Raw genomic sequence first — 14,442 nt, forward strand, 5'->3', positions numbered from 1 at the left:
TCCGGCCGCGGCCACCATCGCCCTGTTCGCCCCGATCGCCTACGGCGAGACGCCCGACCTGCCCGCCGCCGATGCCGACGCGCTGCGCCGCGCCGCCGACAGCGGCCAGGTCGCGCTGGCCGTGCATGCCCCCGCCGGCGACGCGAATGCCGCGCCGGCCGCGCTGACGCTCTACCTGCCGGTCTACACCGATCCGGAGCCGCTCGACCTGGAGGCGCGGCGACGCTCGCTGGCCGGCTTCCTGTTCGCGCCGCTGGACACCACGCGGCTGTTCGAGCTGGCCACCGCCGACGATCGCAACCTCGGTCTGCAGGCCTATGCCGAGCCGGGCGACGCTTCGCTCTACAACACCGACATGCCGGCCGACGAGACGCCGATCGCGCACCGCCGCTACCGCCGCAGCGAGGCGCTCGGCTTCGGCGGCAACACGCTGAGGCTCGCCTACACCACCTTCGACACCACCGCCGGCGCGCGCACGCTGGCCTCGCTGGTGCTGGCCGCCGGCCTGGTGGCCTCGCTCTCGCTGGCGGCCGCGGTGGCCGGCTGGGCCCGCGCGCGGGCCGCGGTACGCGCGGCGCCGAGCGGCAGCCGCCTCAACGAGGCGCGCATGATGGGCATCATCCGTTCCTCGATGGAGGCGATCATCACGGTCGACGAGGAGCAGCGCGTGGTGATCTTCAATCCGATGGCGGAAAAGGTGTTCGGCGTGTCGGCGATGGACGCCATCGGCGCGCCGCTCACGCGCTTCATCCCGCCGCGCTTTCGCCACGCGCACAGCGAGCACATCAACCGTTTCGGCGTGACCGGCCAGTCCGAGCGGCACCTGGGCAGCCAGCGCCTGCTCTACGGGCTGCGCGCCAACGGCGACGAATTCCCGATCGAGGCCTCGATCTCGCAGATCCACGACGGCGCCGGCAAGCTCTACACGGTGATGATGCGCGACGTGACCGAGCGCCTGCAGGCCGAGAACGCGCTGAAGGCCTCGCGCGAGGAGCTGCGCGAGCTGTCGGCGAACCTGCAGCGCGTGCGCGAGGAGGAAAAGACCCGCATCGCGCGCGAACTGCACGACGACCTCGGCCAGCAGCTCACCGCGCTGAAGATGGACCTGTCGGCGGTCGAGCACCGGCTGCTGCGCAACAAGGCCGACGACGTGCACGAGGGCGTGACCGAGCCGCTGCGCGAGATGCGCCGCCTGATCGACGCGACGGTCGCCTCGGTGCGGCGCATCGCGGCCGACCTGCGCCCGGTGATGCTCGACGACCTCGGCCTGGTGCCGGCCATCGAATGGCTGGTCAACGATTTCACCAACCGCTACGGGATCGAGGTGGAGCGCCGCATCGAGCCCGGCGAGGTGCAGTTCTCGAACGCCAGCGCCACCGCGCTGTTCCGCATCGTGCAGGAGGCGCTGACCAATGTCGCGCGCCACGCCGACGCCTCGCGCGTCGAGCTGACCCTGAGCGTGGACGAGCGCCAGTGCGTGCTGCGCATCGTCGACGACGGCGTCGGCGCGCCCCAGGCCGACGGCCATCGCACGCCCGACGACAAGTCCTTCGGCCTGCTCGGGATCCGCGAGCGCGCGCACATGCTGGGCGGCGCGGTGCGCATCGAGACCGCGCGCGACCGCGGCTACGCGATCACCATCACGATCCCCCTTCCCTCGATTCAACAGGACCCGAACTCGCCATGATCAATGTGCTGATTGCCGACGATCACGCCCTCGTCCGCGACGGCTTGCGCCATATCCTCAAGGACGCCACCGGCTTCGAGGTGGCGGGCGAGGCACACGACAGCGCCTCGACCATCGCGCTGATCCGCTCGACGCCGGCCAACGTGCTGGTGCTGGACCTGTCGATGCCGGGCCGCAACGGCGTCGAGCTGATCAAGCAGATCAAGGACGAGAAACCGACCCTGCGGATCCTGGTGCTGACCATGCACGCCGAGCAGCAATACGCGCTGCGCGCGTTCCGCGCCGGCGCCTCGGGCTACCTGACCAAGGAGAGCGCGAGTGCCGAGCTGGTGGGCGCGGTCGGCAAGGTGGCCTCGGGCGGCGTGTACGTGAGCCTGTCGATGGCCGAGCGCTTCGCGCAGAGCCTCAACGAGCCGGCCGATACGCTGCCGCACCAGCGGCTCTCGGATCGCGAATTCGACGTGTTCCGGCGCATCGCCACCGGCCAGACGCTGACCGAGATCGCCAACGCGCTATGCGTGAGCGCGAAGACGGTCAGCACCTACAAGACGCGGATCCTGGAGAAGATGCAGATGCCGCACGAGGCGGCCCTGGTGCGTTATGCGTTGCGGCATCGCCTGGTCGACGATCCGGACGATTGAGCGCCGGGCGGAAAAGACAATGCCGGACGATGGTCCGGCATCGAATGGGAGGGAGCCGGCCCGAAGGCCGGCGACTGGCGACTGGCAGCCGCCGTGTTCGCAGCCTCGGTCGAAAAACCTCAGCCGCAGAAACGGAAAAAACCGCTGGTGAGCTTGATCGGCTTGCCGCCCGCCGATTCGATCATGCGCCGCGCGGCTTCCTCGATCTCGTCGCGATGCGCGGCGAAGGCGTGGCGCAGATCGCCCTCGCCGCACGAGGCCGCGCCGTAATGGCTTTCGAGCGCCTCGGCGCTGATCTCGCAACGCAGGCGCGTGGCGTCGACCAGCACCGGAAACGCGATGGCCGGGTCGGCCGGGGTGAATTGCGGGGGATCCTGCGGAAACGAGATATGCATGACGTCCTCCTGTTCGGGCGGTGCGGGTGCACCCGACTATTCAAGATAGTCGGCGAAACGGCGCCGTGCTTGCGCGCGATCAAGCGAGGCGCACGCCATGCGCAGACGTCGGGTGCGGAACAGGTGGGGTCGCAATCCGCATGCCACGAATTCGGTCGAACAAGGACGGGAAACGCTCGGTCGGAATCTGTATTTATTGCAAGCGGATATTCCACCGGAGGATTGCTGCCGGGATGCGCAGCGGCTTCACGCCAAAACGCTTTACCGGCAGATCGAGGAGCGCGTGGCGATCCCTTCCGAAAACTCGGGGCTTCATGACGCCATTCACTCCAGCCTCACGGACTGGCTCGGGCATCGACCTTGATTGCTTGCCGCCGCCCTCCTGATAGAGCAGGAGCGCCTCGCCGCCTCATCCGTCGCACTCCCGGCATTTGATCGCTCCCGTGGACACTGAGATTTATATCAGGTTGTCAATACAAAATATTCTAATAATTTTGTGCCCCACGCGGCGGCGGCAACGAAACCCCAAAGATGCCGCCCGATTCTCGTTAATTGCCATTCGTTTCGGAGACATCGATGGCCCCGATGAATATCGGCATCGTCGATCTCGCGCGCTGGCGCTCACCTCCCACTGCGCCATGGTGGCGTGCCCGCTCGTGATGCTGCCCTTCCTGCCCGGGCTTCGCGAGACCCGATCCGGCGCCGCCCATTCCCCTGCCCCCGAAGGAGTGTCCACGAAGTGAGCGACATCACGTTCCTGTTCGATCTCGACGGCACGCTCGTCGATACCGACGCGCTGCACCTGAACGCCTACAACACGCTGCTCGCGCGCTGGCAGCGCGCGATCGATCTCGACTACTACAAGACCCACGTGATGGGTTTTCCCGACGACATGATCTTCGGCGGCCTGTTTCCCGGCATGCCGGCCGCCGAGTTCACCGAGCTGGCCGCCGAGAAGGAGCGGCTGTTTCGCGCCCAGCTCGGCGCGCGTCTCACGCCGACGGCCGGCACCGAGGCGCTGCTGAATCGCATCGCGCGCGCCGGCCTGCGCAGCGCCGTCGTCACCAACGCGCCGCGCGAGAACGCGCGCATGATGCTGGAGGCACTCGGGCTCGGGACACGCTTCGAGACGCTCGTGATCGGCGGCGAACTCGCGCACGGCAAGCCGCATCCGCTGCCCTACCTCACTGCGCTCGAATCGATCGGCGGCGACGCGGCGCACGCCGTGGCCTTCGAGGATTCGGCCTCGGGAGTGCGCTCGGCCAGTTCCGCCGGCATCCACACCTTCGGCATGCGCACCGCGCTCGACGACGCGCAACTGCGCGAAGCCGGCGCCCACGAGACGATCCGCGATTTCACGGACCCGCGACTGGAAGCCTGGCTCGCGCGCGCGGGCATCTGAGGCGAGCTACGAGCACCCGCCTGGCATGCCGGGCCGGGGCCGCCGCTTTCGACAGCCCGCGCAAGCGAGCTCGGCCGGCTTCGATTGAAGGCCCTGGCTAGCCGGCTGGCTGGGCTGCCGCCGTCGGCTGTCCGCGCGTCGCGAACAAGCTGGCCGGCATCAACTGCCCGCAGGCAACACCGCCGCGCCGCGCGACTCCAGCAGGCTGCGCAGCACGCCGCGATGGCAATGCGCCTCGTCCTCGCAATAACAACCGACCGAGAAATCGCTGCCATGCGACAGCGCGGCCAGCAGGTCCAGCACCTTGCCCGCCTCGCCCTTGGCCATCTCGGCGCGAAAGGCACGCTGGAAGGCACGCCACTGCGCATCGGTCTGTGCCGCGTGCGCGGCCTTGACCAATGGCTCGCTCGGCGCGAGCACCGGCAGCCAGACGTCGTAATAATCTCGCGTCGCGAATTCGCTCCTGGGCACGCCACGCGGCGGCCGCCGCACCGTGCCGATCCGCACGCCCTCGTCGGGCGCGCGCGGCGAACCGAGCCGAACCACGCGAATACTCATCCTTGCCTCCCTTGCGTCGAGCGAATCCGGATCGACGATACGCCGATCGACGCGGATGCGCCTGTCGACCCGCCATCAAACGAAAAACGGGGCCGTGGCGCGCCGCCGCCCGAAGGCAACGACGAACCACGGCCCCGCCAGGCTGCCAGGCGCGCCCGCGATACCGGGCGCGCGAGACTCAAACCCCGCTGGCAATCACCTCGCCGATCGCGTCGGCGACGATGCCGACGTTCGACTCGTTCAGGCCCGCCACGCACATGCGGCCCGAACGCAGGATGTAGACGCCGTACTTCTCGCGCAGCACGTCGACCTGGGTTTCGGTCAGGCCGCTGTAGGTGAACATGCCGCGCTGCTTGATGTAGCGCGACAGCGCCTCGCCCTTCACGTGCGCCTTCAGCCCGTCGTGGATCGCGGCGCGCATCTTGGCGATGCGGCGGCACATCACGGCCAGTTCCTCTTCCCATTGCGCGCGCAGCTCGGCCGAGCCGAGCACGGCGGTGACCAGCTTCGCGCCCTGGGTGGGCGGGTTGCTGTAGATCGCGCGCACGTTGCTGGCCAACTGGCCCAGCACGCGGCCGGCGGTGGCGGCGTCCTCGCAGATCACCGACAGGCTGCCGCAACGCTCGCCGTAGATCGAGAAGTTCTTCGAGAACGAGGTGGCGATCAGCGCCGGGATGCCGCGACGGGCGATCTCGCGCACCGCGAAGGCATCGGCGTCGAGGCCGGCGCCGAAACCCTGGTAGGCCATGTCGACGAAGGGCAGCAGCTCGCGCGCCTGCAGCACGTCGATCACCTTGAGCCACTGCGCGTCGTCCAGGTCCACGCCGGTCGGGTTGTGGCAGCAGGCGTGCAGCAGCACGGCACTGCGCGGCGGCAGCGCATCGAGCGCGGCCAGCATGGCGTCGAAACGCAGCCCGCCGGTGGCGTCGTCGTAATACGGGTAGGTCTCGACCTTCAGGCCCGAGCGCTCGAACACGAAGCGGTGGTTCTCCCAGCTCGGGTCGCTCACCCAGATCGGCGTATCCGGGAAGTAGCGCTTGATGAAATCGGCGCCCACCTTCAGCGCGCCCGAACCGCCCACCGTCTGCACCGTGGCGATGCGGCCCGCGTCGCGCACCGCGCAGTCCTTGCCGAACACCAGCGTCTGCACGCCTTCGCGGTAGGCCTCGATGCCGGCCATCGGCAGGTAGGGCTTCGGGCCGATCGCGGCGGCAAGGCGGTTCTCGGCCTCGCGCACCGCGCCCATCACCGGAATGCGACCCTGTTCATCGAAATAGATGCCGATGCTCAGGTTGACTTTCCGCTCGCGCGGATCTTTCTGGAAATTCTCGTTCAGCGAGAGAATCGGGTCGCCCGGGAAGGCATCGATGTGTTCGAACATGGCAAGTCCTGGTCAATCGGGAGGAAACTGGCGCGCCCTGACGCGCCTCAATGTGCCGATACGCCGCCGGGCGTGGCACCGTTGGCGGGGCGTGACCGCAAACGATACCCGATTCCGAGCACGATCAGCCACACCGGAATCAGATAGACAGACAGGCGCAGGTCGGGCGTCAGGTACATCACCACCAGGATCGCAGCCAGGAAGACCAGGCTCAGGTAGTTGGTGAGCGGATATCCGAGGCTGCGGAACTGCGTGGGCTGGCCCGCCGCGCGCTTGGCGGCGCGAAAGCGCAGGTGGATGTAGCTGATCATCCCCCAGTTGATGATCAGCGCCGACACCACCAGCCCCATCAGGAAACCGAAGGCCTTGCCCTGCATCAAGTAGTTGAGCAGCACGCAGATGCCGGTGGCGACCGCCGACACGGCCAGCGCGGCCACCGGGATGCCGCGGCGGTTGACCTTGAGCAGCGCGCGCGGCGCGTTGCCCTGCTTGGCCAGGCCGAACAGCATGCGGCTGTTGCAATAGACGCCGCTGTTGTAGACCGACAGCGCGGCCGTCAGCACCACCACGTTGAGCACGGTCGCCACCAGGTCGCTGCCGAGTGCGTGGAAGATCAGCACGAAGGGGCTGCCGCCAGTGACCACCTTCTGCCACGGATAGAGCGAGAGCAGCACGCCGAGCGCGCCGATGTAGAAAATCAGGATCCGGTAGATCACCTGGTTGGTCGCGCGCGGAATGCTGCGCGAGGGATCGTCGGCCTCGGCGGCGGTGATGCCCACCAGCTCGAGCCCGCCGAACGAGAACATGATCACCGCCATCGACATCGTCAGGCCGCTCACGCCGTTCGGGAAGAAACCGCCCTCGCGCCACAGGTTGGCCACGCTCGCCTGCGGCCCGGCCTGCCCCGACAGCAGCAGCCAGCCGCCGAACACGATCATGCCGACCACCGCCGCCACCTTGATGATGGCGAACCAGAACTCGGTCTCGCCGTAGGACTTTACGCTGACGAAGTTGAGCAGGTTGATCACCACGTAGAACACCAGCGCCGAGACCCAGGTCGGCACGCCCGGCCACCAGTACTGGACGTAGAGGCCGACCGCCGACAGCTCGGCCATGCTGACCAGGATATAGAGCACCCAGTAGTTCCAGCCCGACAGGAAGCCGGTGAAGTGCCCGCAGTATTTGTCGGCGAAGTAGCTGAAGGAGCCGGCCACGGGCTCGTCCACCACCATCTCGCCGAGCTGCCGCATGATGAAGAAGGCCACGATGCCGGCGATCGCGTAACCGAGCAGCACCGACGGCCCGGCCGCCTGGATGGTCTGCGCGATGCCCAGGAACAGGCCCGTGCCGATCGCGCCGCCCAGCGCGATCAACTGGATGTGGCGGTTCTTGAGCCCTCGCTTCAGACCACCGTTCTCGTTCTGTGTGTGTTCAACCATATCGTCTCCGTACGATCCGCCCTGGCCAGGCGGCACGTGTCGTCCCCCATGCAGGCGCCGGCTGGCGAACGCCCCGGACCACCCGGGGCGCGCTGGCTGCGCGCCGAAAATCCGCAATTGTAACGGTTTGCGGTCGTCCATCCTCGCGGCGGCCGCCGCCGGTTCGCCCGGCCACGGCATCACGCACGAAAATCGTGCACGCAGTGTAGCCGCAGCGCGATGAAATGGGGTTGTGCCGGAAACCCGTATTTACCCTTTTTGGCGAGATAGGATTTCGCGAATCGCGGCAATCAGGAAACCAACATGCATGAACCCTCATCCGAGGCCGGCGGGCGCCTCGACCGTCTCGACCGGGAATTGCTGAGCGTGCTCCAGCAGCAGGGGCGGATCTCGAACCTCGAGCTGGCCAGGGCGGTCGGGCTGTCGGCGGCCCAGACCCTGCGCCGCCATCGCCGCCTCGAGGAGATCGGCGCGGTGCGCCGCTACGAATCGCGGCTCGACGCGGCGATGCTCGGCTTCGGCGTGACCGCCTTCGTCCAGGTGAAGATGGAGCGCGGCCATATCCGCGACCTGGCGACCTTCCAGAAGCTGGTGGCCGAGCATACGCAGATCCAGGAGTGCTTCTCGGTGACGGGCGATATCGACTACGTGCTGAAGGTGGTGGCGCGCGACCTCAAGGGGCTGTCGAACTTCCTGCTCGATACGCTGATGCGGATTCCCGGCGTGAGCGGTGTGCAATCGAGCGTCTGCCTCGACGAAATCAAGTGCACCAGTGCGCTGCCGCTCGAGTCCTGAGATCGCGCCGGATTGCTTTCACCGAACTTTTTTCATTCTTTCGATTGATTGTCGGCGCGCGGCACTGCCCTGCATGCCGCCGGCATGAAGCCGATTGCCACCAACGCCAGGCCGCCGCCCGCCGTTTTTTTCACGAGGCCGACATCGCGCCGTCACATCGGAGCCGCGCCGGATCTGGCCCCGCCCGGTTCGGGCCGACGCGGCCGAGGCATCGATCCATGCGATCCACGCGCGCTGCCGCCGCGAAATGAAATGCTTCGTTCATGAAAAATAAATAACAACGAAAGCATTTCTTCCCGCGATCGTCATCCGTTCATCATGCCTGCGTCATCGACAAAATTCCGCTCGGGCCGGCCGCGCACGGCCTCGCAAACGATGTCGCCCGCCCCCGCCTTCACCTCTCTTTCCCCTCCGAATCTGTCGTAATGATCGAGTCACACGCGCGTAACGATCGCGAAAGTAACTCTTCCCGCCAGCTTCATACCGACCTGATTCAATGCACGCACTTCGCAGCGGGACCATCCCCTGCGAAGACCCCGCCCGCTACCAACAATGGTCCGCGCCGTCCGCACGGGGGTGTCCGCAACACACAGACGGCCTTTCCAATGGAGTCTCACACAATGCTTCGTCGAACCCTGATCGCCACTGCCTGTGCCGCGTCCGCGCTGGCGCTGTACGCCTGTGGCGGCTCCGACAGTTCCACGCCGCCCTCGACGACGACCACGCCGCCGGCCAGCACGGTGTCGTCGCAGGACGCCCTGCAGACCGCAACGCCGATCAAGCACCTGGTGGTGATCTACGGCGAGAACGTGTCGTTCGACCATTACTTCGGTTCCTATCCGAACGCGACCAACCCGGCAGGTGAACCGGCCTTCACGCCGGCCGCGGGCACGCCGAGCATCAACGGCCTGACGGGCACGCTGCTGACGGCCAACGGCAACTTCACGAACACCCAGAACGGCGCGAATGCCGCGAACCCGTTCCGCCTCGACCGCACGCAAGCCGCCTCGGCCGACCAGAACCACTCCTACACGCCGGAACAGCAGGCCTACGACAACGGCGCGGCCGACCTGTTCCCGCTCTTCACGGGTACGGCGACCGCGGGCGGTGCCGGCTCGTTCGGCACGAAGGGCCAGGTGATGGGCTTCTACGACGGCAACACCGTCACGGCGCTCTGGAACTACGCGCAGCACTTCTCGATGAACGACAACGCGTACTCGGACACCTATGGTCCGTCGACGCCGGGCGCGCTCGAAGTGGTGTCGGGCAATACCAACGGCATGCAGATCGTCAAGACCTCGAAGCAAGTCTCGACGCTGGCCGCCAGCTCGTACTTCATCAATGACGGCCAGAGCGGCTACACGATGATCAACGACGTCGACCCGGGCTACGACGTCTGCTCGAGCACGACCGACCAGGCCATGATGCAGGGCAAGAACATCGGCGACCTGCTGAACGCGCAGAAGGTCAGCTGGGGCGGCTTCATGGGCGGCTTCAACCTGTCGACCACCAACGGCAACGGCACCACGGGCTGCGCGCGCAGCACGATCGCCACCGCCGTGAACGCCGCGACGGCCGACTACATCCCGCACCACAACTGGTTCCAGTACTTCGCCTCGACCTCGAACCCGCAACACACGCGCCCGAGCTCGATCGCGGCGATCGGTTCGAGCGTCGAAGCCGACGGCAAGACGGCCGAGCCGGCGAACCACCAGTACGACACGGACGACTTCTTCGCGGCAGTCAAGGCCGGCAACTATCCGTCGGTCAGCTTCCTGAAGGCACCGGCCGCGCAGGACGCGCACGCCGGCTACTCGGATCCGCTCGACGAACAGCAGTTCGTGACCAAGGTGGTCAACTTCCTGATGCAGCAGCCTGACTGGAAGAACACCGCCGTGATCGTCACCTATGACGATTCGGACGGCTGGTACGACCACGCCTACACGGCACCGACGCACGGCTCGTTCGACGCGGTCGACCAGGTCAACGGCAACGGCCTGTGCGGCACCTCGGGTTCGCAGCCGAACGGCGTGACGGGCAAGCCGGTCAACGGCCGCTGCGGTCCGGGCACGCGCATCCCGTTCGTGGTGATCTCGCCGTGGGCCAAGACGAACTTCGTCAGCCACACGCAGATCACGCAGGCTTCGGTGGTCCGCTTCATCGAGGACAACTGGCTGGGCGGCGCACGCCTGGGCGGCGGTTCCTTCGACGCCACGACCGGCAGCATCACCGACATGCTGAACACGACGGGCTCGGCCAACACCACGGCCCTGTTCCTCGATCCGACGCTCGGCACGCAAGTCGCCACGGCTCCGTCGAACTGATCACGATCTGATCGACGAACCGAAACAAGCGGCCGGCGCGCAAGCGCCGGCCTTTTGCCTGTGCGGCGGCCCTCGCGGCCGCCCTGGAAGAATCGACCACACCAGCATGAACGAGCTTTCCGCCACGCCCGCCGTCCCTCCCTCCTCCCCGGCACCGCGCCGTCGCGCGCTGCGCGGTTTCGCGTACACCGTGCTCGGCGCGGCGCTCGCCGCCGCGATCGGCTATGCCGGCTACGCGGCCGCGTTCCCGGCCGACGTGCCCGAGGCCGTCGGCGAGATCGTCGAGAACCTGACCGGCGCGAATCCGCACCCGGTGGTGCTGCAACGCCCCGCGGTGCAGCCGCTGTCGGCGGTCGCCCTGCTCGGCAAGTCGCTGTTCAACGATCCGATGCTCTCGGCGTCCGGCAAGCTCTCGTGCGCCTCCTGCCATAGCGCCTCGCATGCCTATGGCCCGCCGAACGACCTGGACGTGCAGCTCGGCGGCCAGGACATGAAGCTCGAGGGCTATCGCCCGCCGCCCTCGCTGATGTACCTGTACCGCCAGCCGAACTTCAGCATCGGCCCCGATGCCGGCGAGAACGACGCGGCGCCCACCGTGCAGCAGCTCGCCAGCCAGAACGCCGGCGTGGTGAAGGCCCAGAAGACCGCCGGCGTCTCGGCCGCGCCGCAGATGGTGCCGCAAGGCGGCCTGTTCTGGGACGGCCGCGCCGACACGCTGCAGCAGCAGGCCTTCGGCCCGCTGCTCAATCCGGTGGAAATGGCCAATACCAATGGCGTCGACGTCGCCAAGCGCGTCGAGAACAGCCGCTACGCGGGCCCGCTCAAGCAGTTGTTCGGCGCCAACCTGTTCAACGATCCGCAACTGGCGATCTCGGAGGTGATGTTCGCGATCGCGCGCTACCAGATCGAGGATCAATCCTTCCACCCCTACAACAGCAAGTACGACCGCTGGCTGGAGGGCAAGGCCCATCTCACGCATGCCGAGCTGCACGGGCTGCGCCTGTTCAACGACCCGGACAAGGCCAACTGCGCCGGCTGCCACCTCTCCAAGCCGAGCCAGGACGGCCTGCCGCCGATGTTCACCGACTACCAGTACGAGGCGCTGGCGGTGCCGCGCAACACCGCGCTGGCCCAGAACAAGGACCCGGCCTTCTACGATATCGGCGTGTGCGGCCCGTTCCGCAGCGACCTGAAGGACCAGTCGCAATACTGCTCGATGTTCCTCACGCCGACTCTGCGCAACTCGGCCACGCGCCACGTGTTCTTCCACAACGGCATCTATCACGACCTGCAGCACGTGATGGATTTCTACAACGAGCGCAATACCAACCCGGGCAAGTTCTACCCGCGCGGCGCCGACGGCAAGGTCCACAAATACGACGACATCCCGGCCAGGTACCTGGCCAACGTCGACGTGACCGACGCGCCGTTCGACCGCAAGTTCGGCGACCAGCCGGCCATGACGCAGGACGACATCAAGGACATCATCGCCTTCCTGCAGACGCTCAACGACGACCCGGTGCCGAGCCACTGAGGCCCGCCCCCGCCTGCACCGGCCGGCGCTCCAGCCCGGCCGCGACGCCCCGGATTTTCCGGGGCGTTTTTTTTGATCCCGGCGATAGCGGTTGCCATGAAGATCCGGTATTGCAAATATCCTCGCCTTTCAATTTCATTTCAAATTCGCCACACATTTTAACAATCCCGCAGTGTGTAATTCCCCGCGCAATCGATCAAAAAAATTTAGATACTCGCCGCGCAAACGTATTCGGGCAATTACTGAATAAGCGGAATGGAAATTCTGTTGCTGCTGATCTGACATTTGGTTAGGATCTCGATTGTTAATTTTGTAGTCTGATTTTTCGACACTTCCCGCTCCATGGCACTCGAATCGGCGCATGTCTCGACAAGCTGTACCGCGGCAATTCACGCGAATGCGGAATTGACCGTGCAGGCATCGACCGCCGAGGACCAGGCTTTCCTGCACGCCGTGTTCGTGACCACGCGTCGCGAGGAATTCATGCGGACCGGCTGGCCGAGCGAGCGCGTCGAGGCCTTCCTGCACGAGCAATCGCGGATGCAGGACCGCTACTACCGCCAGCATTACGGGCAGGGCCGGTTCGACGTGGTGCGCCTGGACGGCGAACCGATCGGGCGGCTTTACCACGCCTGGCGCCCCGAACAGCTCGGCGAGGAGGCGCGGGTGATCGACATCGCCCTGCTGCCGGCCTGGCGCGGCCGCGGTATCGGCACCCGCCTGATGCAGGCGGTGGTGGCCGAGGCCGACCGCCAGGGCCTGCCCGTCAGCCTGCAGGTGGAAGTCGACAATCCGGTGCAGGTTTTATATAGGCGGCTGGGTTTTTCGAAAATCGGCAACAGCGGCATTTATGACACGATGCGCCGCGAATGCGGCGCCGGCGATTTGCCCGCTTCGGCGGCCGCGATGCGGCCTTTGCCACTCAATATATTAAGTGCGCGATTTTCGACTTCAGGAAATCCGGAGCCTGCCGTTAACAGCGAAAACGGAAGCAGCAGGGAAAACGCGCATTCCGTATAACTACCTATTCAATATATCCCGCATACGATCGTTTGAAATCGTGAAGCGGAAAATTTAAGGAAGCCGGGCGCGGAGCGTGGAAGCTTTTACCGCAGCCCGGAATACAGGACGGCCAACAGGGATCGCTGGTTCGCACAACCCGGGGGGGTGGGGCGGCCGGCGGGCGTATGGACCAAACGCCTAGGAAACGACGTGTCAGTTCTACCCACTCACGACGAGCTCGTGCAATTGCTCGGACAGGTATTGACCATCGAGACGGCCGACGAAGCCGCGCTGCCGCTGACCCAGACGCGCCTGACGGACGCGCCGGCCGGCCTGCCGATGGACAGCAGCTACGACTGCTACCTGGCGCACTTCGAACTGCCGGCCAACGTTCGGTTGCCGCAGGACACCTACCGCTTTCGCGTCGCGGACGGCCGCCACTGGCTGCTGTTCGTCTCGCCGACTCGGCCGCTGCCGAGCGGCGCGGGCATGGTCTGCGCCGTCATCCACCGCAAGAAATCCGACGACCAGGCCGCCACCGGCCTGGCAACGTCCGATGCCTGACGCCGGCGAGCCGCCATCGGTATCCGCAGCGCACCCGTTTCCCCACCCGATCTCCCTCAGGAGTCAACATGTCCGATCAGTACCTTGGTGAAATCCGCATGGTCGCCTTCGACTTCGCGCCCTATGGCTGGGCGCTGTGCGGAGGCCAGTTGCTGCCGATCTCGCAGAACAACGCGCTGTTCGCCTTGCTCGGCACCAATTACGGCGGCACCGGCGTGACCACCTTCGGCCTGCCGAACCTGCAGGGCCGCTCGCCGGTCGGCGTCGGCACCGGGGCGGGCCTCGCGCCGATCGTGCTCGGCGAGACCGGCGGCGCCGAGCAGATCACGCTGACCAGCTCCGAAATGCCGATGCATACGCACACGGCAGTCGTGACGGGCGGCGGCGGCACCAGCACGGTGTCGATCTCGATCCCGGCCACCACCACCACCGCGAATCCGCAGTCGGTGCCGGGCAGCAACACGGTGCTCGGCCCGGGCGCATCGAGCGGCCACACGGCCACGGTGTACAGCACCGCCACGCCGAACACGAACCTGCTGCCGTTCAACGCCAGCGTGACCACCGCGCCCCCCAGCATCACGAATACGGTGGCCGGCGGCAGCCTGCCGTTCGACATTCGCAATCCCTACATCGGCCTGACGTTCATCATCGCGCTGCAAGGGGTTTACCCGACGCGGGGCTAAGCGCGTCGCAGCTTCAAACATCGCCCGGCGCGGATCG

General features: G+C 66.6%; 13 protein-coding genes. 9 read left to right on the top strand and 4 right to left on the bottom strand.

All coding sequences use genetic code 11. From position 1 onward, the window contains the following. Nucleotides 1–1,687, top strand: a 1,687-nt coding sequence (locus tag F3J10_RS23245) for a PAS domain S-box protein (RefSeq protein ID WP_167243093.1), incomplete at its 5' end; no start/stop codon positions are given. After that, nucleotides 1,684–2,328 (top strand): response regulator transcription factor, encoded by a 645-nt coding sequence (locus F3J10_RS23250; protein ID WP_013690177.1) that lies wholly within the window; start codon nt 1,684–1,686, stop codon nt 2,326–2,328. The genes F3J10_RS23245 and F3J10_RS23250, both read left to right, overlap by 4 nt. 119 nt (nt 2,329–2,447) lie before the next feature. Here F3J10_RS23250 and F3J10_RS23255 read toward each other — a convergent pair whose 3' ends face one another. After that, complete coding sequence (locus tag F3J10_RS23255; protein WP_025100537.1) at nt 2,448–2,723, bottom strand: DUF1488 domain-containing protein; 276 nt, start codon at nt 2,721–2,723, stop codon at nt 2,448–2,450. A 739-nt stretch (nt 2,724–3,462) separates the two neighbouring features. Between F3J10_RS23255 and F3J10_RS23260 the strand changes: the two genes are divergently transcribed. Continuing rightward, entirely contained in the window at nt 3,463–4,125 is a 663-nt protein-coding gene (locus tag F3J10_RS23260) for an HAD-IA family hydrolase (protein WP_025100536.1), read from the top strand. A gap of 159 nt (nt 4,126–4,284) precedes the next feature. Here the strand turns inward: F3J10_RS23260 and F3J10_RS23265 are convergent, their stop codons facing one another. From F3J10_RS23265 to F3J10_RS23275, 3 genes are all read right to left on the bottom strand, one after another. Then, on the bottom strand, nt 4,285–4,683 hold the full coding sequence (locus F3J10_RS23265) for a DUF488 family protein (protein ID WP_046574627.1): 399 nt from the start codon (nt 4,681–4,683) through the stop codon (nt 4,285–4,287). A gap of 178 nt (nt 4,684–4,861) precedes the next feature. Then, nucleotides 4,862–6,064, bottom strand: coding sequence for an amino acid aminotransferase (locus F3J10_RS23270; protein WP_025100534.1), 1,203 nt, complete (start codon nt 6,062–6,064; stop codon nt 4,862–4,864). A 47-nt stretch (nt 6,065–6,111) separates the two neighbouring features. After that, on the bottom strand, nt 6,112–7,503 hold the full coding sequence (locus F3J10_RS23275) for an amino acid permease (RefSeq protein ID WP_025100533.1): 1,392 nt from the start codon (nt 7,501–7,503) through the stop codon (nt 6,112–6,114). Between the two features lie 303 nt (nt 7,504–7,806). On the opposite strand from F3J10_RS23275, the gene F3J10_RS23280 reads away from it, so the two are divergent. The 6 genes from F3J10_RS23280 (at nt 7,807) to F3J10_RS23305 (ending at nt 14,405) form a co-directional block, all read left to right on the top strand. Further along, nucleotides 7,807–8,298, top strand: a complete 492-nt coding sequence (locus tag F3J10_RS23280; RefSeq protein WP_167232566.1) for an Lrp/AsnC family transcriptional regulator — start codon at nt 7,807–7,809, stop codon at nt 8,296–8,298. 620 nt (nt 8,299–8,918) lie between these two features. Then, nucleotides 8,919–10,622: an alkaline phosphatase family protein gene (locus tag F3J10_RS23285; RefSeq protein ID WP_166914745.1), complete on the top strand. Its 1,704-nt coding sequence runs from the start codon at nt 8,919–8,921 to the stop codon at nt 10,620–10,622. A 106-nt stretch (nt 10,623–10,728) separates the two neighbouring features. Then, nucleotides 10,729–12,156: a cytochrome c peroxidase gene (locus F3J10_RS23290; RefSeq protein ID WP_167232568.1), complete on the top strand. Its 1,428-nt coding sequence runs from the start codon at nt 10,729–10,731 to the stop codon at nt 12,154–12,156. A 342-nt stretch (nt 12,157–12,498) separates the two neighbouring features. Then, on the top strand, nt 12,499–13,176 hold the full coding sequence (locus F3J10_RS23295) for a GNAT family N-acetyltransferase (protein WP_166914741.1): 678 nt from the start codon (nt 12,499–12,501) through the stop codon (nt 13,174–13,176). Nucleotides 13,177–13,368: 192 nt separating this feature from the next. After that, nucleotides 13,369–13,722, top strand: a complete 354-nt coding sequence (locus F3J10_RS23300; protein ID WP_025100529.1) for a hypothetical protein — start codon at nt 13,369–13,371, stop codon at nt 13,720–13,722. A gap of 68 nt (nt 13,723–13,790) precedes the next feature. Beyond that, complete coding sequence (locus tag F3J10_RS23305) at nt 13,791–14,405, top strand: tail fiber protein (RefSeq protein WP_025100528.1); 615 nt, start codon at nt 13,791–13,793, stop codon at nt 14,403–14,405. Nucleotides 14,406–14,442 lie beyond the last annotated feature (37 nt).

Source organism: Burkholderia sp. Cy-637, from assembly GCF_011753175.1.
Taxonomy (GTDB): Bacteria; Pseudomonadota; Gammaproteobacteria; order Burkholderiales; family Burkholderiaceae; genus Burkholderia; species Burkholderia gladioli.